This is a genomic window from Paenibacillus sp. NPDC055715 (assembly GCF_053617595.1).
On sequence record NZ_JBSHGA010000002.1, the window covers coordinates 1 to 22,491 of the forward strand.

Below are 22,491 nucleotides of genomic sequence, written 5' to 3' on the forward strand. Positions count from 1 at the left end.
ACTACCAAACCAGCTAGAGTTAAACTTCGTCTGAGCACAGGCGGAACAGGTAAGTATAAGGTTACTCCTCCCAAAATTAATCAGACGGGAACTATTCCCAAAGGGAAGATTAATATAACTGCCAAGCCATCCAGTGCAAGTATTAAACTTACACCTCTCAAAGTGAGTAAACCAAAGGAGAGATGCCGCTCGAAACTAAGGGGACGAGTGAAACCAAACTCCCGAATAATGGGAAACTACCTGAGAAACCGCCAGCCACTGAGGGGACGGGTAAGCATGACTTTATAACAGATCCCGTTGAAATGAAAAAGCACATCATCGTACCAGAAGATGGATTTCAAGCATCTTGAGAGAAAATATATTGAAATTAGAAAATCAGGCATTGAGGATATTGGAACGGTAGCAAAGAATACAGGATTAACAGAAGAACAGATATTAAAAATGAAAAAACATCTGTTCCTAGACAGAAAACAGTTATCTGTAGGTGGTAAACCATATGAAGAATTATATTTTCAAGCTGATGCAGAGATTGCATACGCATGGCAGAAGGCTAAGAAGGGCGAACTAATAGATAAGGAAAAAGAGTGGTTTAGGAAACTAGCAAATCATGAGATTAAAGAAAAGGAGTTTATGGATGGAGGGATGCCTTTAAGAGATCAATCTACATGGAATGAAAACACAAAAAGGTTTGATCCCGATCCTTCAAAAAATGCACACGATAAAGCAGATATCACAGATCCAAATCCGACAGACCCATTCCCAGGCTATGACTCTGGCTCAGATTATATTAAACATGTGGACGATGATATTAATTATTAAATTTGAGGTGAGAACGTGTATTTGAGTAAAGCAATTGTAAGGATTAATAGTGTAAATTGGGATTTGGTAGGTAGCAGTGTATCAGAAGCAGAAGCTGATTTTGCTTGTGAATTCTTGCGAAGATTGGCTCACTTTTTTAAAGAGGAGGGGATTAGACCGATAAAACCTCTGGTTGCAGATATAGCAAAATTACTAGGCGACGCTGAAGAAGTGGATATTTCAGATTATTGCAACTCGGAAGTTGTGAAATTTTTAGGAGAAAACCTATATATAAAAAATATTATTCAATATTATTTACATCTGGCTAAGTATGCTGAAAAGCATCCAGATACTTATAAGTATTTAAGTGTATATGATCCATTAATCAAGATTTTCGAAAGAGGAGGTATGTTCGTTCTTAGAATAAACGCTCTAGATATAGTAAACGGAGCACATATCCCCTTAAACGGGTGGTATGAGAATTTTGTAACAATGAGTCCTATTGACATAGATAGGTTATAAAAAGATTGGGGAACTAAGACAGGATTTAGACTATGCAGTGCCGAATGAATTACTTATTCAACCAGTAACATGCTTAACCCATGTAATACCCGTATAAAAATTTCATCATTTTGTTTGTACGCACATCAAATGCTTTAATTTTATAACCTAAATAACGCTATTCTGTTACATTGAACAGGTCGATTATGGTCAGATACCACCATGATTGACCTGTTTTTTGTTATGTTCGCTTTCTCTCAGGTTTTTGAAAATGCTTCGCAACTGTAGGATACGCCGCACCGATAGATAAGCTGTCTTAGCCATCGCACCTTCTAAGATGGATATATCGACCATTCATATTGTCAGGACTTATCTGCAAATTGTCCGCAACGAATGGGCTACTTGCCGCGATGGTTATCGTGAACGAACAATCTGGTGACGACCGGTTGACATAGAACAGGTAAGGATACGTTTCGGGCTAGCCGCCTTCCCTACTCCACAGCCGCCCAGTGGCGGTATAACGACACGAGAAGGAAGGTGTTTCAGATGAAAACAAAGTATAACGACTTTTGGTTGACTAAGAACACCAAAGCCGCTAATGCGTACATGGACGAAGTTGCCAAGGAGAGCAACTTTACAGGACATCACATAGGATATACCATCTTGCCGCATAAAATCCATCGGTGTTACGGTTTAATTTCCAAATGCGATGTCCAACTCCACCGTCTTTAGACGGTATCCGCTTTTAGCCCTAAACGATCTGGACATACGTTTTCGTGAGAGGTGAAAGTATGGAAGGATATCAGCAAAGTAGCCATGACGGAAGAAATGATTCGGAACTATAGCCAAGCGATTGGAGATTCATTACACCCCAAAGCATGGAAGTTGGCTCAAAATTGCAGAGATTGAACTCAGCGTTATGGCCCGTCAATGTTTAGGCCGTCGTATTCCTTCGATGACGGAATTGTCGGATGAATTGACGGCGTGGGAGCAATCCCGTAACCACAGCCAAAAGGGTGTGGATTGGCAATTTTCGACCGATGATGCTCGCATTAAATTAAAGCGCCTCTATCCACAATTTAAAGATTGATGCTGTTCTAGGCTTCAGCTGTTTTTTGTTTATTTTACTTGTTACAATAAAACCATTAAACGACCGTATCCTTTTGATTTACAATTCCGTCTACCTCAATGAAACACTCAAACTCAAATGGACTGAACAAAGGGGGGGCCCCCAATATGGCCTTTGTGATATCCGAACGGATGAAAAATGAATCTTCCCATTCTACGGGGAATGAACCATTCCAAAAAGTACTTCCTGCGTTGTACCGCTACTGTCTTTCGTTGACAGGCTCGATATGGGATGCCGAGGATTTGGCGCAGGCGACTTTCCTGCATATGCTGCAATCTGAGAAAAAACTGCATGAGCTGGAAAATGGCGAGGCTTATTTAATCCGTTCCGCGCGGAATCGATGGATTGATGATATTCGCAGGCAAAATGCTCAAAAGCGCCTGTCTGCGTGTGGTGAAGTAAACTTTACCGGAAAGTATGATGAGCCTTCACCGTGTTATGAAGAAAATTACAACCCAGAGCTGGAACTGGCGCTTCGATATTTAATGGCACATGTATCACCATGGCAGCGGACCATCTTGGTGCTGCGGGATGTATGGGGCTATACGGCGTCGGAAACGGCAGAGATGCTGGATACGACGGAGGGCGCGGTAAAATCGGCCTTAAGCCGTGCTCGCGCTTTGCTTGCCCAGAAGCACAAAGAGGGAAATGGGCTGGAGTCTGTAACCTTACCTGAGCATGAAGAGGAGAGGGAATGGCTTAAGGCTTATTTGGCGGCCTTTCGTGCAGGAGATGCACAGCGCTGGATTGCGCTTGGCTTGAACGATATGGCTGAGCCAATAGCGATGGCTGGATCTGTGCTGTATCAGAGCTTTTATTCTTCCGGCGCTCAAATAAACTCTAATCCTTCTCATGGCATGCAGGCCAGGATGGTCGCTTAACAAGAGGGGAGTTTTGACAAATGAGCACCATTCCTTATGTAATTGAGCAAACGAGCCGCGGAGAGCGAAGCTATGATATTTATTCCCGGCTATTAAAGGATCGTATCATTATGGTGTCGGGCGAGATTGAGGATCATATGGCAAATATCATTGTAGCGCAACTGCTGCATCTTACCGCCGAGGACTCCGAGAAGGACATACAGATGTATATTAACAGTCCGGGCGGGTCGCGGGGTTTGCTATTTATGATACGATGCAATTTGTGAAAAATGATATATCTACCCTATGCACAGGCATGGCGGCGAGCTTTGGTACGATTTTGCTGACCGGAGGCACAAAGGGCAAGCGGATGGCGCTGCCCAACAGTGAAATGATGATTCACCAGCCGATGGGCGGAGCCAAGGGCCAAGCTTCGGATATGCTGATTTACGCCGAGCGTCTGATTAAGAGCCGGAAACAGTTGAACCGTATTTTGGCAGATCATACTGGGCAACCGCTGGAGCGTGTGGAAAAAGATACCGACAGAGATCACTTCCTTACGGCTGAGGAAGCGGTAGCATATGGCTTGGTGGATCAAATCGTTACTCGCATCTAGCTTTTATTGAAAATTTTATGTAATCCCTCGCTAATTCTGAAAAAATTCAAGGTTTGTTCATTGCAATTGATGAGTAATAGGTTTATAATTTCAAACGGATTCAAAGGCACTTATCCCGGAATCCATGGGAATTCATCCCATCTGAGCCTGCGTATGCATGCTCAAATAAGAATTAAGCGAGGGATTTACAATGAAAACCTGCTGCACCATCCAGGTAGACGAAGACAGTTTAGTTATTGATTTGCCAGAAGAAGGAACCACGCTGGATTCCCTGCTCGGTGATATTGAGAGCTGTGGGGGAAGTGAAGAGCCTTGGCTGCAACTGATCGACAAGGTAATGGGCAACTCATCTGAGACTATACTGACGGGTCAAGTGACGGATGGCGGCGATACGAAGGAAGATCAGATGACCAAAGAACCTCAGGCAGCCGCTCAGGGGTAATAGGTAGATCATACGTTAATACGATATTTTTAACACGATCCGATTCACATACATGATCATGTATAAGACTGCTATACCGGGCCGAAGGGCGTCGGGAAGCAGTCTTTTTTTAGCATGATGGAGAATTTTCCAGCCTGCAGATGAGTCTTTTGCCCCTCCTGCCCGCCACAATAGCAAACATAATGGAAAACATCCCGAAATCGTGACTTCCTGTTCATTTTCCATCATAAAGTCAAAATATAACACATAACTAACTAAAATAGTATTAAAATCCATATACAGGTAGGTGATATCAAATGTTGGACCTGACTCTCTTGTTGTATAAGGGCGGGGAGCGGAAAAGCGGAGAGCGCCGTACTAATAAGCTTATCCACTTTATAAAAAAGAAGGACTGTGTAAATGATGAATGGGCAATGGGTCCTGCCAGGGATCGCAAAAAGAGTTGCAGTGATGTTACTGCGGTATTGCTGTTGACGTTATCGAACGGATTCAACTGAAATGGGCAGCCTGTACGTTATTATTGACTGGCACATTCTTTCGGATGGTGATCCGAACATTCATAAAAATGAAGCCAAGGCTTTCTTTGATGAATTTGCAACTCAGTACGGGAATTTGCCGAACGTAATCTACGAGCTTGCCAACGAACCGAACGGGAATGTGAACTGGAACAACCAAATTCGTCTTTATAAGTTGGGATATCTCAGGTCATTCGGGCCAAAGACCCGGACAATATTATTGCGGGTACAGGCACGTGGAGCCAGGATGTACACAATGCAGCAGATAAACCACTTCCAGACAAAAATACGCTGTATACCGTGCATTTCTATGCTGGTACGCACGGACAATACCTGCGGGATCGCGTCGATTATGTGCTGAACCAGGCGTGGGCATATTTGCTACCGAATGGGGAACAAGCGATACTTCGGGTAACGCCGATTTTTTGTTGACTGGGCCAAGGTTGGAAATGAAAAGGTAAAGGCGACTTTTGTAACGTTGCCAGAGCCGAAGGCCAAGGCTGATAAATATGTGGAAATTTCATTTACTGATGGAGCAGGTACTATTCAGCCCGGCGGGGAAAGCGGGGAAATGCAACCCCGCATCCATGCTGCGAATTGGAGCAATTTTGATGAAACCAACGATTATTTGTATGGTGCTAATCAAACTGCCTTCGCAAACTGGGATCGTGCAACCGTTTATCAACAGGGCAAGCTGGTATGGGGTATAGAGCCTTAAGGCACAACATGGATCATGCCCGGAATGAGTAAAAAACATGGGACTTTTGGGTCCAGACTTTTCAAGATTTGGAGTATATAATATGCGCCTTTAGTGTATGGGTACTGAAACTTTAGGAGGGGGAATGGGTACCTTTAGTTCCAGACTATATACTACTAAAGTACCATATGATATTCAACTTTCGTGGTGCTTGAACTACTTCCATAGCACAGAGGGTTTGGTCCTAATGGACCGTTCCTCAACAGAGAACCCCCGCTTTTTGCCATTACAGGTAGGGGGGTGGTGTTTTTTTCAAACTTAGCAGCTCCAGGTCGAACCATGTTTAAGCCAAATCAAAAGCTTTGGCAAGCAGACGATAGGACTGAACGCGCTTATCAAAGTCATGAATGAAGAAAACAACCAGCAGCTCATCGGTACGATACTGCTCAGCCAAGCGTAGCAATTGCTCCTTACACTGATCGGGTGTACCGACAACGCGCCATGATGCGGACTGACGCAGTGGTTCATGATCAAACTCCGTGTACGGATAGGATAATGGGTTGGAGTTTAGAAATCTTTTCGTTATAATGAAGGAAGTGTAGGGTGAGAGAACATCCTTGCTTTTGGAAAGGGGAACGAGCGTGTGTTAAGAACACCTTTGGGGCGTGTCCGGCTCATGCTCTGGATTCAAGGTATAGCCTATTTGGTGATATTATTCACCCATCAGCCGCTGCAAGCTGCGGGTATGACCCAGACGGTCATGGTGATCGGTAACATATACCGGATCAGCTTTCTGCTGCTCCTTGTCGCTTTAATCTATGGCAAAACAGCGCTGAATTGGTCCTTCCGGCGACCTTTATTCATTATATTTGCGTCCTTCATTCCTTTTGGCCTGATCATTATGGATTGGGTTTGGGTGAGAAAATGGACAGGGGATTTGGCAGCAGAACAGCGAGCCGCATCGTAATATTTTAGTATACGTCGAGTGAGATTCGAGGATCTGCACCTTAAGCTCCGTAAGCGGGACTCTAGCTCCGGTGCAGCAGAGAAGAGAGAGCATTGCGCAGTTTGACGCGTGGTGTTCTTTTTTTGTGCACCGGGAACTAATTTAATTGAACGCCTTCACCAAAAATTCAGCAGTTTTACGTCTTTGATAGCCTTGCACCCAATATCCCGTAAATGGATAAACTTCAATCGTTTTAGGCGATTCAATGCGATTATAAGCTTGCAAAAACCGTCTCTGACATGCACACAGTATCTTTAAATCCCACTGATACCATGACAGGAATGCGAATGCGATGAGCAAGATTCATGACGTCAAAATAACTCAATGTATGTAGCACCTGCTCCAAATGAACCGGGAACGGGGCACGCACGGGTGTTTTGAACGCACGCACGGGTTTGGCTTGGACTTCTTCCAGCGTTTTGTTCCAGAACAGATCGATATCCTTCGGGCGGTCAGATCCGGTTGATACTGCTTCAACTCGGCAATTCTTTTTTCAATGATATTCATAGTAAAAAAAGTCCTCCTCATACAGAACGAATATCTACTCAAGCTTTACTCGGCAAAGTAGATTCTTCCAGCTCTCTTAGCAGCTCAAATGCTTCTTCGTTGGTGCTTCCGCACGTATCTTTATCAGCATGAAATCCACTGCATACTGCTGGACGCTCAGGCTTGCCAAACAATCGGCAGCGGTAATCCTTAGTGAGTTGAGGGCAAGAGACACCAGCCGGTTTTCCATCAGGCATGCCGGGAATTGGGGATGAAATCGTAATAGCAATACAGCACGCGGCACATCCGACACGACACTCCAGTTGAGGTCACTCCTTATCATCTGTTATTTTTGCAACGTATGCATGAAGTGGCTTCAATGAAGCCATAATGTGAGGATGGCACAAAAAAAGCAGGAATACAAGAATAACTGTATTTTATACACACTTTTCACTCAAGGGTTATAAATAGGGAGGTAGGCACGTAGGATGGTATCAAGCTCCTAAGTCATTGTTCTGTTCATTAGGTAATATTAACCATTTGTGCTCGGTGTAATCAAAAGGAGTTCGAGTGGTTAATAATAGAACACAACGATAAAAAACTTAAACGAGGTGAAGTGAAATGAGTTGGTTATGGGCATTGATTGTTGGAGGTATTATTGGTTGGTTGGCAGGCATTATCGCAGGTCGTGATGTTCCGGGTGGCGTGATTGGTAACATCATCGCTGGTTTTATCGGTGGATGGTTGGGTGGCTTGATTCTGGGCGACTGGGGTCCTGAAATCGGATCGTTCTACATTGTACCTGCATTAATTGGTGCGATTGTGCTGGTTGTTATCGTAAGCTTGATCTTCCGTTCCGTTGGACGAAGCAGAGGCTAACGCATAAATAATCGATTACACTAGCCCTCATAGGGCATAAGGCTACAAAATGAAAAGAAGCTGCTTCCCGCAAGGTTCGCAAATGAATCTGCAGGAGCAGCTTTTTTTATTGAAACCGTCTGATATGTAGAACGCATAAACACCCAAGGCGATAGAACGTTAGGCAGCATATAGACAGTCATCGCCAGCCCATGATTGTAGTCTGCCCGTCAGGGAATAGATAACCAGTGGCAAATTGAAATTTGGGTTTCCATAATGCCTTCCCTTCAATTCAAATATGAGGTGAATTTACTAATTTTTATATTTAAATCTATTATACGAAACCTTTGATGTAAAGGTACAGAAAAAAGTTACTGTGAGGATAGATAAAATGAATAGTCTGTCTATGAATGAGCCAACCTAGGATAACTTTGGGTCCCGGAAGTGATATAGCTTACCTTTTGCATAGGGATTATTGGATAAAAACATTGACGTGTAAAAATGAATGATGTACTATTCAATGAGCCAGCTAACATGCTAGGTTATCAAGAAAAAGGAAAAGAGTGTGGACAACATGAGAAAATTTAGATTTTTACCAGTCGTACTGATTGTGATGGCTTTATTGGTTTCTGCCTGCGGCAACAACGACAAAGGCGCTAATTCAAATAATGCTTCTACCGGGGATACTGGATCAAATAATGGAAAAGCAGATACAACTGCTACAGCTACTTTGGAATCTGTAAAAGCGAGCGGCAAGCTGCGAATCGGTACGGAAGGTACCTATGCTCCATTTACCTACCATGATGCTGCTGGCAAGCTGACAGGCTTCGACGTCGATATTGCAACTGAAGTAAGTAAGCGTCTGGGCGTACAGCCGGAGTTTATTGAGACACAATGGGACGGTATGTTTGCAGGATTGAACTCCAAACGGTTCGACACGGTATTTAATGAGGTGTCTATTACCGATGAACGTAAGCAAAAATACGATTTCTCCGATCCGTACATCGTGTCCAGAGCGGTTCTGATCGTAAGCGAAGATAATAATGACATCAAAAAGTTTGCTGATTTGAAAGGTAAAAAGGCCGGGCAATCCCTGACCAGTAACCTGAATCAAATCGCGAAGAGCAACGGTGCGGAAATTGTGGCAACGGACGGATTCAATCAGGCGATTGATCTCCTGACCTCCAAACGGGTCGATGCGACCGTCAATGATGGTTTGTCCTACCTGGATTTGAAAAAGCAAAAGCCTGACGCTCCCATCAAAAAGGTAGATGAATCTCCAGATGCTTCACAGAGTGCGGCTGTTTTTAACAAAGGTAGCGAAGACCTGATCAAGGCAGTTAACAAAGCGCTGGCTGACATGAAGGCTGACGGTACGTACTTGAAAATTTCTGACAAATATTTTGGAGCCGACGTATCCAAATAACACACGAATAACCGGAGTCTCGCCAACTCGAACCGGATTTTCGTCAACTTATCTTTTTAAAGGATGTCTGCACAATGGATGATCGCCAGATACAAATTATTATCGATTCATTACTGCCTCTGCTGAAAGCAGGGGTTTCTTTTACGATTCCGCTCACACTCATCTCCTTTGTTCTGGGCTTGATACTGGCGCTGGTTACAGCGTTGGCTCGACTGTCCAAATGGAAAATACTCAAGCTGATTTCCGGCTTCTATGTGTGGGTGATTCGTGGAACACCGTTGCTGGTGCAATTGTATATTATTTTCTATGGCTTGCCTTCAGTTGGCATTACGCTGGACCCTTTTATAGCTTCAGTGATTGGCTTTACGCTCAGCGTAGGAGCTTATGGCTCTGAAATTATGCGTGCGGCAATTATATCCATTCAGGAAGGCCAGTGGGAGGCGGGATACTCCTTGGGGATGACACGCTGGCAAGTGCTGCGACGTATCGTACTTCCGCAAGCAGCCCGTGTGTCCGTACCGCCGTTAGCGAATTCTTTCATCAGTTTGGTCAAGGATACTTCGCTAGCTGCGACGATCACCTATGTGGAAATGTTCAGAACAGCTAACGAGATTGTGGCCACCACGTATGAGCCGTTATTAGTTTATACCGAGGCGGGGGTTATCTATCTGCTGTTTAGCACCATATTGACCGTGCTGCAAAATTACCTGGAGAAGCGGCTGAGCCGTTTTTCCGTCAGATAAAGGAGATTGTACCGGTGATCCAAATTCGGAATATACACAAATCGTTCGGCTCGCTGGAAGTGCTTAAAGGTGTTGACGTGACGCTGGATAAAGGAAAGGTGCTCGTTATCATTGGTCCCTCTGGTTCCGGTAAAACAACACTTTTACGTTGTCTGAATTTGCTGGAGGTTCCCGATCAGGGCGAGATGCAGGTGGGGGATATTGCACTGAATTTTGCCAAAGGAACAAAGCTGCGACAGGAAAGCATCTTGGCGCTGCGCAAACGGACAGGTATGGTATTTCAATCCTACAACCTGTTCCCGCATATGACAGCAGTTCAAAATGTAATGGAGGGTCAAGTCACCGTTCAAAAGAAGAACAAGGACGAGGCACGCAAACGCGCATTGGAGCTGCTTAATAAGGTGGGACTGGCGGAAAAAGCCGAATCCTATCCCCATCAGTTGTCGGGCGGACAGCAACAGCGGGTCGGTATTGCCCGGGCAATGGCGGTGGAGCCTGAGGTGCTGTTGTTCGATGAGCCGACTTCTGCGCTTGATCCGGAGCTGGTAGGCGAGGTACTCAAGGTTATGAAGCAACTGGCTGTCGAAGGCATGACCATGGTCATTGTAACCCATGAAATGAAGTTTGCGGCCGAGGTCGCTGACCATGTTATTTTGATGGATCAGGGCGTGATTGTGGAGCAGGGTTCACCTCATGAGGTACTGGAGCGCCCCACCAGTTCACGAGCTATTCAGTTTTTGAATCGGATGAGCGGGGGAACAGAATAAAAAGGAAGCTATACAAGCTGAGCTGAAAATTACATGGTGCGTCACTGCGCAGGCGGATGGTGCTTCCCATCGCTGTTGCCCCCAGATTCCCTAAATGAATGCATAATAGTGGGAATCCGGGGGTAGTATTTACGATGCGAGCTTTCCTTTGGAAAGCTTTCAGGCGAACGCTGTCGCTTGTATAGCTCCATTCCACCTACTCCGTTTTCTATGTAAATTTTTCGAGTACAGCTTATATGATAGAGAAAAGAAAAAAGTAAAAAAAGGAAGAATCTCTAAGTGCGCAAATATGAGCATCAGAGGTTCTTCCTTTTTATGATGATTTAGAAGAATCCAACTCGTCCCTCGGTGAGTTTTTCTCCAAAGGGGACAGACTTTGCTCAGGTCTCGGAGGAGGACCTCCAGCATGCCCTTCACTTCATCAATAACCGTCCACGAAATGTTTAGCATGGAAAACCGCTTTACGAACCCTATGTGTATTTATCCCTTTCGCTTGCCTATAAGGTGCTGAAGCAAGCCGCAGTGGACCCAAAACGCAGAGCCGGGCTTCTCCAATAACGGGAGAAATGTGGTTTTGTCATGCTGCCTGTCTGTCGGTCCCCCTTTTCCTAAAGTTAATTGCTAAGTTAGTAGAAACCCGTGGAAGCTGTCAACCCTGAAAAGAGGAAGGATGGAAATGTGTGACTTTAATAACAGTTAATGTGAGTTAGATCATAGTTCAAATGACCCAAATCTGTTACTGTCTAAATATTCAAATATTCAGAGATTGTTGATGGTTTACAGGACAATTTTTGTGAGGGGGACAGAGCAAGCATGGAAGGAGATCTCCAGAAGTTTAAAGCCGACTTTTTCAAAGCATTGGCTCACCCTCTGCGCATCCGCATTCTGGAGGTGTTGAGTGAAGGGGAGCGGAACGTAAATGAGCTACAGACTGCGCTCGGTTCTGAAGGCTCTGCCGTATCGCAGCAATTGGCCGTGTTGCGCGCCAAAAATTTGGTGAGCAGCATCAAGGAAGGCACGACGGTCGTTTACTCGTTGAGGGACCCGCTCTTGACCGAACTGCTTGCGGTGGCGCGACAAATTTTTGACAATCATCTGGTCGAAGCGATCTCGTTGCTGGAGGGTATACGGAACGAGAAGTAATGCTACTATAGAAAAGAAGGGTTACAGGGGATGAAGTGGATGGGAAGGTTCGAGGGATATAACGTAGGAGCTTTGCGAAAGGACCTGATTTCCGGAAGTATCGTGGCAATTGTGGCCATTCCGCTCGGTATGGCGTTTGCCATTGCATCGGGAGTAAAGCCGGAATACGGGCTGTACACGACCATTGTGGCAGGAGTTTTGGTTTCACTGTTAGGAGGGTCCAAATTTCAGATTGGCGGACCTACGGGCGCTTTTATCCCGATTTTGCTGGCTATTGTCATGCAGTACGGTTATGAGAATTTGCTCATAGCCGGTTTCATGGCGGGGATTATGCTCATCTTAATGGGCGTGCTGAGGCTAGGCGCGTTAATTAAGTTCATCCCCAAACCGGTAACGATTGGCTTTACGGCGGGCATTGCCGTGACGATTTTCAGCGGTCAGATTGCTAACTTTCTCGGCTTGCGCGGAGTAGAGCGGCATGAAACGTTTCTGCCTTCTATGGCAGAACTGATCCATCGCCTGCCTTCACTGAATGTGTACAGTATTCTGACGGCGTGCATCTGTCTTGCCGCCCTCATTCTGGTGCCTAAAAAATGGCCCAAGGTCCCCGGTTCACTCGTCGGCCTGCTCTTATCCACGCTGGTGGCAGTCTGGCTTTTTCCGGGTCAGGTGGCAACGATCGGTTCCGCATACGGCGCAATTCCGGCATCTCTGCCTGAGCTGCATGTTCCAGGCGTGACCTGGGACCTGATTGTGAAGCTGCTGCCGCCCGCACTTGTCATCGCAATGCTGGGAGCTATCGAATCCCTGCTTTCGGCGGTGGTTGCTGACGGCATGACGGGAGCCCGGCATAACAGCAATCGTGAGCTGGTCGGACAGGGTATTGCCAACTTGCTCACACCGCTGTTTGGCGGCATTCCTGCGACGGGGGCGATTGCGCGCACAGCCACAAATATCCGCAGTGGTGCCGTGTCTCCCATGTCGGGTATTGTACACGGCTTGGTTGTGCTGCTTATTCTGGTGGTTTTTGCTCCGTATGCATCCAATATTCCGTTGGCGAGTATGGCTCCGGTGTTGATGGTGGTCGCCTGGAATATGAGCGAGCGCAAACATTTTGCACACATCCTCAAGACGCGGACAGCGGACTCTATCGTATTGGTTGTCACCTTTTTGCTGACGGTATTTACGACGCTGACCACGGCTGTTGAAGTAGGTCTGATTCTGGCGGTTGTGCTGTTCGTCAAGCGTATGAGCAGTACACTTTCAGTGGATAAGGTGTTACCCGATCCTTCTGTCAAGCATGAAAAAGTCGGTGCCCATATGGTTACAGAGCAGCATGATTGCCCACAGGTGGCGATTTATAGTGTGGAAGGCCCTCTATTTTTTGGTGCCGCTTCGGCATTGGAAAATTCGGGAATGGGAGGTCAGGTTGACCGCCAGCAAGGGATTTTATTGCTGCGTATGGGTAAGGTTCCCTTTATGGATATGACAGGAGAATCTAACTTTACCGCATTGATTCAGAAATATCGAAAATCCGGTGGAACGGTGCTTGTTTCCGGCCTTCAGCCGCAGCCTGAGGCATTACTTCACAAAACCGGATGCTACGACATGATCGGATATGAGCATTTTTTCGAACATACAGGAGAAGCCCTCACGGCAGCCATTGCACTGGTGGATCGGGATACATGTTGTGGGTGCAGGCAGATGACTTTTCGGGAATGTGCCGCCCTATGCGACAGATCGCAAGCATTATCAAAACCATCCGTTTCGGATGGAGTTGTTCCGGTTCCCATACCTGTAAATAGCGGCAGATAGCTCTCTCTGAACTCTTCTATGGAATGCCGAGGGAATGTCGAAAAATCTCTTTTATTTTTACGATAAGAAGTGCAACATCAAGACCAGCACCTGCTCGTAAAAACGGAAGAGGTTTTTTGCTTTTCAAAAGAATAAGGGAAAAAATGCTTGTATATCTGTTATTATGACATTATACTAGATTAAAAATATACCATTTTTATTATTATTTTGTTTTAATTTGGTTTTTAATGTACAGATATTAAACTCCTCGATAACTTCTAGCTTCCTTCCCTACTTTTATCTTCACGTTTTTCTCTTACTTTTTCCAAAGCGATATAAGCTGAATTTTAAAAATTTACATGGGAACAGAGTAGGCAGAATGGTGCTGTACAAGTATCAGCGGTCACCTTGCCCCAACAGTTTACTGTTTCTTGAGTCTTGTACCCTTGGCTGTTCACCACAGAATCAGGACCTCTGAATTCCATGCTAGAATCTATATTTCTTGAAGGAGGTGAGGAGCAAAGGCTTCCGCAGACCCAATATCCCTCGCTGCCGCTAAGCTTTCTGTGCGTACCACGGTTGTGAACTCTCTCATTGGTACTGCTCCTGGTGCCAAATGGATTGCGGTTCGAGTGTTCAATCCGAACACGACAGATTCCTTAAATAGAATGATCTGATCGTGTTTTTAGAAAGACTTCGGAAATCCCTTGGAGCGGCTCGTCCAAAGATTGCATACACCTGCTAACCGTGTAATGCAACATTTATGTAGCCGCTATAAAGGGGTTTTCGCACATAGAAAATACAAAAATCATAAATTTCAAGCAAATTACCAAAAAATAACTTGTATATCTGTTTTGATAACTTTATACTATCCATAATATATGTTTATATATCAATTTTTGATATAAAATGTAACGATATAACATGTTCTTTCTTCGAAGGGTTCCTGCTTGTTCTCCTTGGTATCTACTGAATTTCATCGCTTGCTATTATGGATTCGTAAACTCACCTATGAAATAAATTCACCCAAGAAATTCCAAATCCTTTTATACCTTTATATTCTATGAAGGAGGTGGTTGCCAACCATATCATGTTGCGCAGCCCGTAGATTTGCTGTGCAAAGCAAGGTATGTGGTCTTACTCTCGCACAGGTTATACCAGAAATATTAAACCTAGTAAAAGGAGTGGAGAAATAATTGATTAAACCTAAACGATTCAAGAAACCGCTATCTATCGGACTATCTTTGCTTATGGCCTTTTCTTTTGTCCAACCTGCTTTGGCAAATAACACACCGGATGGCTCCAAACTGGAGCTGAAATCAGGCTCGCACGTGGTAACGACCGCAAAGGTATCCCCTAAACTGACCAAACAGTTTGGGGAGAATAACTATGTAACATATCTGGTCAAATTAAAAGAACAGGTAGACACAAACAAGGTTTCCAAAAATGCTCTCCAAAAGGCCTCGCTTGAGAAAATAACACCCTCCGCTGCCAAAATGGCTGTCCGCAGCAATGTGATCAGCTCTCTACGCGAAACCGCTTCAAGAACCCAATATGGGCTTGAAAATTATTTGGATAAGCAATCGGAGAGCGGTGGAGTGAAGGAATATAAAAGCTACTTTATTGTCAATGCCCTGGCGGTCACAAGCACCAAGGAGGTGCTGGACCATATTTCTCAGCTGCCTGAGGTAGACAAAATTTTGCCGAATGAAACACGTTATCTGCAAAAGGTGACGGTTGACAAGCAGGCAGAAGGAGCAAACGCCAAAATAGCCGGAAAAGCGACAGCAGACACGGTAAAATCTGCAACGACAGAGAAAGATGTAGAGCTGGAGAAGAACGATAGTAAAACATCGGCGAAGCCCGGCAATGCAGGTAAGAACGCTGTAGACCCGTCTACTGTTGAATGGAATATATCCCATATTAAAGCACCCCAAGTGTGGGAAAAAGGAATCGACGGAACCGGAATCGTGGTCGCCAATCTCGATACAGGCGTAGACTATACTCATCCGGCCCTTCATCGCAAATGGCGTGGTCTGGACGCGGCAGGTAATGTCGTGAATCCCGAGCTGAGCTGGTACGATCCGCATAGTCATGCCCCCCTTCCGGTCGATCAGGAAGCCGATTCTCATGGTACGCATACGATGGGAACGATGGTCGGCTCCGAGGAAAATGGAACGAACCGGGTCGGCGTTGCGCCTGGCGCGAAGTGGATTGCGGTTCGGATTTTTAATCCGGAAACGACGGATGCAATTATACTCGACGGCGGTCAATGGCTGCTTGCGCCAAGGGATGCCCAAGGTAACCTTCATCCAGAGCTTGCACCGGACGTGGTGAACAATTCGTGGGGCGGCGGACCCGGCCTGGATGAATGGTTCCGACCTGTAGTTCAAGCATGGAGGGGTGCCCAAATATTCCCTGAATTCTCAGCAGGTAACACCTCCCCTTCCAATCCGGGCGGACCTGCATCGGTAGCGAATCCGGCCAATTATCCGGAATCCTTTGCCACCGGAGCAACCGATCTCAATGACAAACTGGCCAGCTTTTCTCTGCGGGGACCATCGCCATATGGTGAAGTGAAGCCCGAAGTTTCCGCACCGGGGGTAAATATTCGATCATCCGTTGCCGGAGGCGCCTATAAAGACGGATATAACGGTACTTCCATGGCGGGACCTCATGTAGCGGGACTTGCGGCTCTGTTGCTGCAAGCGAATCATTCGCTTACCGTGGATCAACTGGAGGAAATTTTGATGAATACAGCTACACCGCGCACAGACAGCACATATCCTACTTCGCCAAACAATGGCTATGGACATGGTGTCATTAATGCGCTGGATGCAGTCGGCTCTGTCATTCAGGGCTTGGGCTCCGTATCCGGTAAAGTTGTAACAGGTGGAGACGATCTGGAAGCGCCTGTTCTGGAACATACACCGCCTGCTGCGGCTTACGAGGGTATTGATATACCTCTGACTGCTCATGTAACGGATAATGTCGGCGTGACAGCCGTTGAGGCATTTGCCAAAACAGCGGGTACATCGAACTATGTATATATTCCGTTGGAACGAACCTCCGGAGACAGCAAAGACGGTACATATCAAGCGTCCATCCCGACTTTTTTGGTGAACAGCGCCGGTCTGGAATACTATATTCGTGTAAATGATTACGGTAATAACGGTTTTCAAACGGAAGTATACAAGGTGAATGTCTCCAAAGGCATCAAACCTGGCTACACACAGGATTTTGAAAAAGACATTGTCGGTATCAATATCGGCGGACAGGGCAGTGTCTGGAAATGGGGAACCCCGGTAAGTGGCCCTGGAAGCGCAGCATCGGGAACGAAAGTTATCGCGACCAATCTTGAAGGTCAATATCAGGCCAATTCCAACAGTTATTTTGTGGCTCCTCCGATTGATTTGACTGAGAGCCCGAAAGGGGCACTCGTTAGCTTCAAGCATTGGTACGATCTTGAAAACAATTCTGATTTCGGCAAAGTGTATGTGGCGACTACGAATAGTCAGAATGCATTTGAGCAGGTATTATCGTTTACCGGCACCAGCAACGGCTGGAAAACACAGTATCTTGATTTGCGAGCATTTGCGGGTCAAAAGGTATACCTTATGTTCAACTTTACAAGTGATAATACGATTGTGAAAGATGGCTGGTACATCGACGACCTGTCAATTCAAGAACTGGATACCGTTGCACCTGCCGCGCCAGGTAATTTGACTGCCGAAGCGGATAATGTTGGCAACGTTGCGCTGGCCTGGAATGCTTCCTCCGATGAGGATGTGAAGCAGTACAAGCTGTACCGTTCCACCCAATCAGGCAAAAATTATACTTCCATCGGTACAACCTCTGGATTGACATTCACTGATACGGTCACGGTCGGCGGCTCGACCTACCATTATGCAGTGGCGGCCGAGGATTACAGCGGTAATGAGGGAGTCAAGTCAAAGGAGGTCTCTCTGAGAGTAGACGTGCCGGATACGCTGTATAGCGATCATTTTGACGGCAGCTCGGATAATGGCTGGACACATTCCGGTACCAAGGATGAATGGGAACGCGGCATCCCCAAAGAAGTGGGACCAGAGAGTGCGGTATCCCAACCAAACGTATGGGCAACCGATCTGGATGGAAACTATGAGAACGGAGCAGATTTTTCACTGGTTTCTCCAAAAATCAATTTGAATGGTGTACGGAACGCAACACTGACCTTCAACCACTGGTTTGAGATTGAGGGCGGCTATGATTATGGTTATGTGGAAGTGTCCAAAAATAATGGCGACACTTGGACCGAACTGGGTAAATTCTCTCATAGCACAAACGGAAAAAAATGGACTCCGGTCTATTACAATCTGGATAGCTATACCGGCAACGAGGTTCAATTCCGCTTCCGTTTGAAGTCGGATAACAGTGTGGACAAAAACGGCTGGTACATTGACGATTTCCGTGTGCTGGGTATTCCAGCTTCGGCAGTGACCAAAGATGTAGTACCTGAGTCGAATATCAAGCTGGAAAAAGCGGAAGAACAATTCCCGCTGTACAAAATTACAAGCACGGAAAAGAGCGAATTCCAAGAAAAAGTGAAGCCGGCGGAAACAGCGGTGGACAGCGGACGTGTCGGTCTCGACAGTCTTCCAGCCAGCGCCACGGTTACCGTACTGGAAACCGGACGCTCGGTGAAAACGGACCCGACCACAGGTAAATACAGCTTCACTCACGTAGCTGGTGATTATACGCTGAAGGCTGAAGCCTACGGGTATGTGCCGCAAACGAAACAGGTCACCATTGAAAATAATAAAGTGGTGAGAGCGAACTTTAGTCTCCAAGCGGTACCTCATGGTACAATTCACGGGGTTATCACCGATAAGCAATCCGGTGAACCGATCCGAAAAGCGAAAGTGCTTGTACTGGAGGATGCGCGCATTGCTCCGGTAGAGACGAATGAGGCTGGAGAATTTACGCTGGATGTACTGGAAGGGACTTATACATTATCTATGGCAGCGGAAAATTATTACAGCGACAGCATCACTGTCACAGCACCTCCGAACGGTAGTGTGGAAGCGAATGTCAAATTGAAGCCTTTCATCGGCTTCCAGGGAGGCATCGCCTATGATGACGGTACCGGGGAAAATGCCAGAGTCTTTAACACAGCAGGCAACTCCTGGGCAGTCAGAATGACACCTGAGCCAGAGGTGGCTCAAGTGACAGGAGCGTCGCTGCGGTTCTGGAATTCAACCTTCCCGAATCCGGGAGGAACGGCGTTCAAATATTCCGTATATGATGCATCTGGTGCGGCAGGCGCACCGGGACGTCTGCTGGCTGGTCCATTTGACGGCACAGCCGTTCGGGATGAAACACAATGGACGACAGTACAGCTCCCAGAGCCGGTAACGGTTCGAGGTGACTTTTACATCGTCTATACGCAGTCTGCTGTAGGCAGACAGTCGCCGGGTCTTGCTTCAGACGAGAGTGGACCGAATGCGCTTCGTAGCTGGCAAGGTGTAGGCGGGGAATGGAGCCAATCGCCTGAGGTGGAGGGCAATTACATGCTCCGGGCGATCGTCAGATATCCAGTGAATACTCCAACGATTACAACACCAACGAAGGCAACGTATACGAAGGAAGGGACAATTACCGTTACAGGTACTTCCCCGGCAGACGGGGCGGACATCCAGCTCTTTAACGGTAATCAACTTGCTGGCACAACCAAGGTGAAGGATCGCCAGTTCAGTCTGGCGGTCAATCTTCAGCCGGGTGTCAATCCGTTGAGTGTTCAGGCGGCGGTATACGGCAAGTTGACGGATCGTTCCGAGCCAGTGGTTGTCATACTTGACCAGACTAAACCGGGTCTGATCTTGACTTCGCCGGATGAAGGAGCTCGTACAAATGCGGGTGTCGTCAGTGTAACCGGTACGGTGTACGACGAGTTCCTCACCGACTTGACAATTAACGGTGAGCCAGCCGAATTTGGAAGTGACGGCAGCTTTAACAAGCGTCTGCTTGTTAATAAAGGGGAAAATCAGATTACGGTAACGGCCAAGGATCTTGCCAAGAACGTAACGACGGTTACCCGTTCAGTGTATGTCGATACAGCTCTGCCGAAGCTGGAAAATATCAGTCCTGCTGAGGATGTACGTATCAGTCCAGGGCAGCCGGTGCAGGTATCCTTCGACAGTGCGTCCGGATTGGAGGCATCCTTCCATGTGGAATTGCCTTTCAATCTGACCACCTTGGCCCGAAACGAAATTCCGTTAAACGAAACTTCGTCAGGTCATTATGTAGGAACTTACTTCACTTCCTCTTCTCTGAGCCTGAAAGGCGGAGTCATCGTGATCCGGGTAAGGGATGCAGCAGGAAATGCAGTGGAGACAGAAGCATCCGGAAGATTGTATGTAACGAAAGATGGTGGGAATCCACCTACATCCAATGAAAAGCCTGTAGCCATTATTCAGGCGAATGATTCAGCCAAGAGGAACAAGAACGTACAGTTTAACGGAAAAGCCTCGCGTGATGTAGACGGTAAAATCGTCAGCTATAGCTGGAACTTTGGCGATGGCGATACAGCGTCCGGCTCGAAGGTAAAGCATAAATTCGCTACATCTGGAACGTATACCGTGGAGTTGACGGTGACAGATAATAATGGCGCAAGCGGTAAAGCTGCGCATACCATCACAATTCGTAAATAGGTACTATGTTTCCGTCCAGTAGGTAGTGTGTAAAAAGGTAAAATATCAGGTTGGTCTTGTCTAGCATTCAGGGCGAGCTCATTTAGACGGATTAAGGCTGTATGCAACTGGAATCTTGGCAGCTCCATTACGGTTGATAGTGATAAACGAGGAAAATGAGGGCATAGCAATATTGTAGATCGGTGTTTAATAGCCGATCTACTTTTTTTAAAAGGGATGGTGATTATATTGTAATTTAAGTGGGGATCTCTCTTTAAGAGAAAAGGAAATGGGTTTATGGGTTATAATTCTGCGAGTAAATTCATCAGAAAGACTTACGGAAAGAAATATGGATGTAGTGAAGGGGCTAGGCTCTATAAGTTTAGGAAGTATTACAGAAATGAAGGAAGAACTGGTTAAGTTGGATTTAATAGATTTGCAAAACTTGAAAGGAGACATCAACGCTCAATATGATTTTCATAAAACGATGAGTTTTGTATTTTCATTGATGATTTCTTTCCTTTCGTAATTCTTGTTATTCTAACATTCATGATAACTTTGGCGCTTAGGGTAATAGATATTAACGAGAAAAAGCCCAGCCCAGAAAAGTATTTTGATGTAGTAGGTAGCTTATTTACAGATACAATTTTTCCTCCGTATATATTATATTTGCTCTAATTGTTGGGCTTCTGATTATTTACGCGGGTAGATTGATGTGGATATCCAGAATCAACTATATTGTGGAGGGCGCTTATGAAATAAAAAAGAAATTTGGAAGAAAGTAAAAATGATAATGACAATGGTCCCGAACCAGAGAACAAGCAAAATAATAATTTCGTCAATAATCGTCGAAATAATCACAGAAGGAAAAAATAATGACTGTTATTTGAACGAAAATTGATCGTTATCTGAGCTGTCTTGGACTTTTGATTTGGTAAATTTGTATCATGGAAAATCTCATAAAAGAACACACCGAGGCAACAACGCCCCGGTGGTCAGGCCAGCCATTGTGTCGACCTTTTTGATTTTTCAATAGACCCTATTGGAGTAATGACCATTACAAACATGTAATAATCTATTTCTTCTTTTTTTCATTCTTTGAAAGAAGTATAAAGAATATCACAATTAAAACAATACCAGTCAAACTGTAGATCATGTTTATATTTTCATTTTTAAATTGTGTAAAAAAAAGCCCAATGATAGCAATAACCAAAACAATCAGTGAAAATAACATTTTCATGTTCACTTTTACATAACCTCCATAAATTTTGATTTCTCTATTGCATTATACCATAATTTAGCATAACATAATTTTGTACCAAAAAAAGTAAAAGGAGAGATGTTCATTGAAATCAGTTCTACGAAGGTCTATTTCCAGCTTTTTAGTACTAATTGTTATGCTTAATGTTATGGGTTATGCCTCTGCAAGTTCCGTATCTGATAGTTCGAAGTACCAGTATTCTGATACTGAATTTGCTGAATTGGAAGAATTGTTCTATGCAATTGATGCTCTGCCGCAGGAAGTTTTGGACGCAGGACCTGAAGCAACATCCAAGTGGATAAGTGAATATACGGGTAAGACATTCGTAACGGATGGAAAAAATATCTACAATCCTCAAGGGGTTGTAGGTTGTATTGCTGAAGTTGGCTTAGCTATCGCTGAAAATGCATTTGCCTTTGCTAAAATTGCTAAAATCAAAGACGTGATTAAAGCAGGTGGAGGAATTATTAAATTTATTGGAAATTTAGTACCAGCTTTTAAAATGGCTCGAGAAGATGGTTATAGTGTAACTCGTGCGCTAACTTTTGCCATAACATACTCAGCTAAAGATGCTGGTCCAGAACTCATTAGTGCTGCTGTAGGCTTTTTCAGTATCGGACAAATATACTCAGCTTGTTTCGAGTAGATACTTCTTCAAACAACATTTATGGGCGTTTTTTTGAAAGTACATGAAGTGGCTATAACGTCAAATATATATACTAACTAGATTCGATAAAAATTCCTGTATCTAAGCCAATAATCTTTATGGCACTTGTTAAGC

General features: G+C 45.3%; 15 protein-coding genes and 5 pseudogenes. 17 read left to right on the top strand and 3 right to left on the bottom strand.

The window, feature by feature from the left end; genetic code table 11:
- The first annotated feature begins 330 nt into the window (after positions 1-330).
- The 7 genes and pseudogenes from ACWGOO_RS04300 to ACWGOO_RS04330 form a co-directional block, all read left to right on the top strand.
- Positions 331-819 (top strand): hypothetical protein, encoded by a 489-nt coding sequence (locus tag ACWGOO_RS04300; RefSeq protein WP_452481605.1) that lies wholly within the window; start codon positions 331-333, stop codon positions 817-819.
- 21 nt (positions 820-840) lie between these two features.
- Complete coding sequence (locus ACWGOO_RS04305; RefSeq protein WP_452481606.1) at positions 841-1,320, top strand: hypothetical protein; 480 nt, start codon at positions 841-843, stop codon at positions 1,318-1,320.
- An 820-nt stretch (positions 1,321-2,140) separates the two neighbouring features.
- Positions 2,141-2,389, top strand: a pseudogene (locus ACWGOO_RS04310) (IS630 family transposase); the annotation flags it as partial.
- Between the two features lie 146 nt (positions 2,390-2,535).
- Positions 2,536-3,309, top strand: coding sequence for an RNA polymerase sigma factor (locus tag ACWGOO_RS04315; protein ID WP_452481607.1), 774 nt, complete (start codon positions 2,536-2,538; stop codon positions 3,307-3,309).
- 20 nt (positions 3,310-3,329) lie between these two features.
- Positions 3,330-3,904 (top strand): annotated as a pseudogene (locus ACWGOO_RS04320) (ATP-dependent Clp protease proteolytic subunit).
- 190 nt (positions 3,905-4,094) lie between these two features.
- Entirely contained in the window at positions 4,095-4,346 is a 252-nt protein-coding gene (locus ACWGOO_RS04325; RefSeq protein WP_452481608.1) for a hypothetical protein, read from the top strand.
- A gap of 507 nt (positions 4,347-4,853) precedes the next feature.
- Positions 4,854-5,579: pseudogene (locus tag ACWGOO_RS04330) on the top strand (cellulase family glycosylhydrolase); the annotation flags it as partial.
- A gap of 322 nt (positions 5,580-5,901) precedes the next feature.
- Here ACWGOO_RS04330 and ACWGOO_RS04335 read toward each other — a convergent pair.
- Positions 5,902-6,114: pseudogene (locus ACWGOO_RS04335) on the bottom strand (LLM class flavin-dependent oxidoreductase); the annotation flags it as partial.
- Positions 6,115-6,201: 87 nt separating this feature from the next.
- On the opposite strand from ACWGOO_RS04335, the gene ACWGOO_RS04340 reads away from it, so the two are divergent.
- Positions 6,202-6,525 (top strand): DUF3817 domain-containing protein, encoded by a 324-nt coding sequence (locus ACWGOO_RS04340; RefSeq protein ID WP_452481609.1) that lies wholly within the window; start codon positions 6,202-6,204, stop codon positions 6,523-6,525.
- A gap of 141 nt (positions 6,526-6,666) precedes the next feature.
- Here the strand turns inward: ACWGOO_RS04340 and ACWGOO_RS04345 are convergent.
- Together ACWGOO_RS04345 and ACWGOO_RS04350 are read right to left on the bottom strand one after the other, a co-directional pair.
- Positions 6,667-6,922: pseudogene (locus ACWGOO_RS04345) on the bottom strand (acetylxylan esterase); the annotation flags it as partial.
- A gap of 187 nt (positions 6,923-7,109) precedes the next feature.
- Positions 7,110-7,373, bottom strand: coding sequence for a YkgJ family cysteine cluster protein (locus tag ACWGOO_RS04350; RefSeq protein WP_452482025.1), 264 nt, complete (start codon positions 7,371-7,373; stop codon positions 7,110-7,112).
- A gap of 298 nt (positions 7,374-7,671) precedes the next feature.
- On the opposite strand from ACWGOO_RS04350, the gene ACWGOO_RS04355 reads away from it, so the two are divergent.
- From ACWGOO_RS04355 to ACWGOO_RS04395, 9 genes are all read left to right on the top strand, one after another.
- Positions 7,672-7,929, top strand: coding sequence for a GlsB/YeaQ/YmgE family stress response membrane protein (locus ACWGOO_RS04355; protein ID WP_430066079.1), 258 nt, complete (start codon positions 7,672-7,674; stop codon positions 7,927-7,929).
- Between the two features lie 553 nt (positions 7,930-8,482).
- Positions 8,483-9,334, top strand: a complete 852-nt coding sequence (locus tag ACWGOO_RS04360) for an amino acid ABC transporter substrate-binding protein (protein WP_452481610.1) — start codon at positions 8,483-8,485, stop codon at positions 9,332-9,334.
- A 74-nt stretch (positions 9,335-9,408) separates the two neighbouring features.
- Entirely contained in the window at positions 9,409-10,077 is a 669-nt protein-coding gene (locus tag ACWGOO_RS04365; protein ID WP_452481611.1) for an amino acid ABC transporter permease, read from the top strand.
- Positions 10,078-10,091: 14 nt separating this feature from the next.
- Complete coding sequence (locus ACWGOO_RS04370) at positions 10,092-10,844, top strand: amino acid ABC transporter ATP-binding protein (protein WP_452481612.1); 753 nt, start codon at positions 10,092-10,094, stop codon at positions 10,842-10,844.
- An 813-nt stretch (positions 10,845-11,657) separates the two neighbouring features.
- Entirely contained in the window at positions 11,658-11,987 is a 330-nt protein-coding gene (locus ACWGOO_RS04375; RefSeq protein ID WP_014282840.1) for an ArsR/SmtB family transcription factor, read from the top strand.
- Between the two features lie 30 nt (positions 11,988-12,017).
- Entirely contained in the window at positions 12,018-13,802 is a 1,785-nt protein-coding gene (locus ACWGOO_RS04380) for a SulP family inorganic anion transporter (RefSeq protein ID WP_452481613.1), read from the top strand.
- Positions 13,803-14,977: 1,175 nt separating this feature from the next.
- Entirely contained in the window at positions 14,978-20,470 is a 5,493-nt protein-coding gene (locus ACWGOO_RS04385) for a S8 family serine peptidase (RefSeq protein ID WP_452481614.1), read from the top strand.
- Between the two features lie 268 nt (positions 20,471-20,738).
- Positions 20,739-20,978 carry a hypothetical protein gene (locus ACWGOO_RS04390; protein WP_452481615.1) on the top strand — a complete coding sequence of 80 codons (240 nt, stop codon included), beginning with the start codon at positions 20,739-20,741 and terminating at the stop codon, positions 20,976-20,978.
- Positions 20,979-21,795: 817 nt separating this feature from the next.
- Positions 21,796-22,356, top strand: coding sequence for a hypothetical protein (locus ACWGOO_RS04395; protein ID WP_452481616.1), 561 nt, complete (start codon positions 21,796-21,798; stop codon positions 22,354-22,356).
- Positions 22,357-22,491 lie beyond the last annotated feature (135 nt).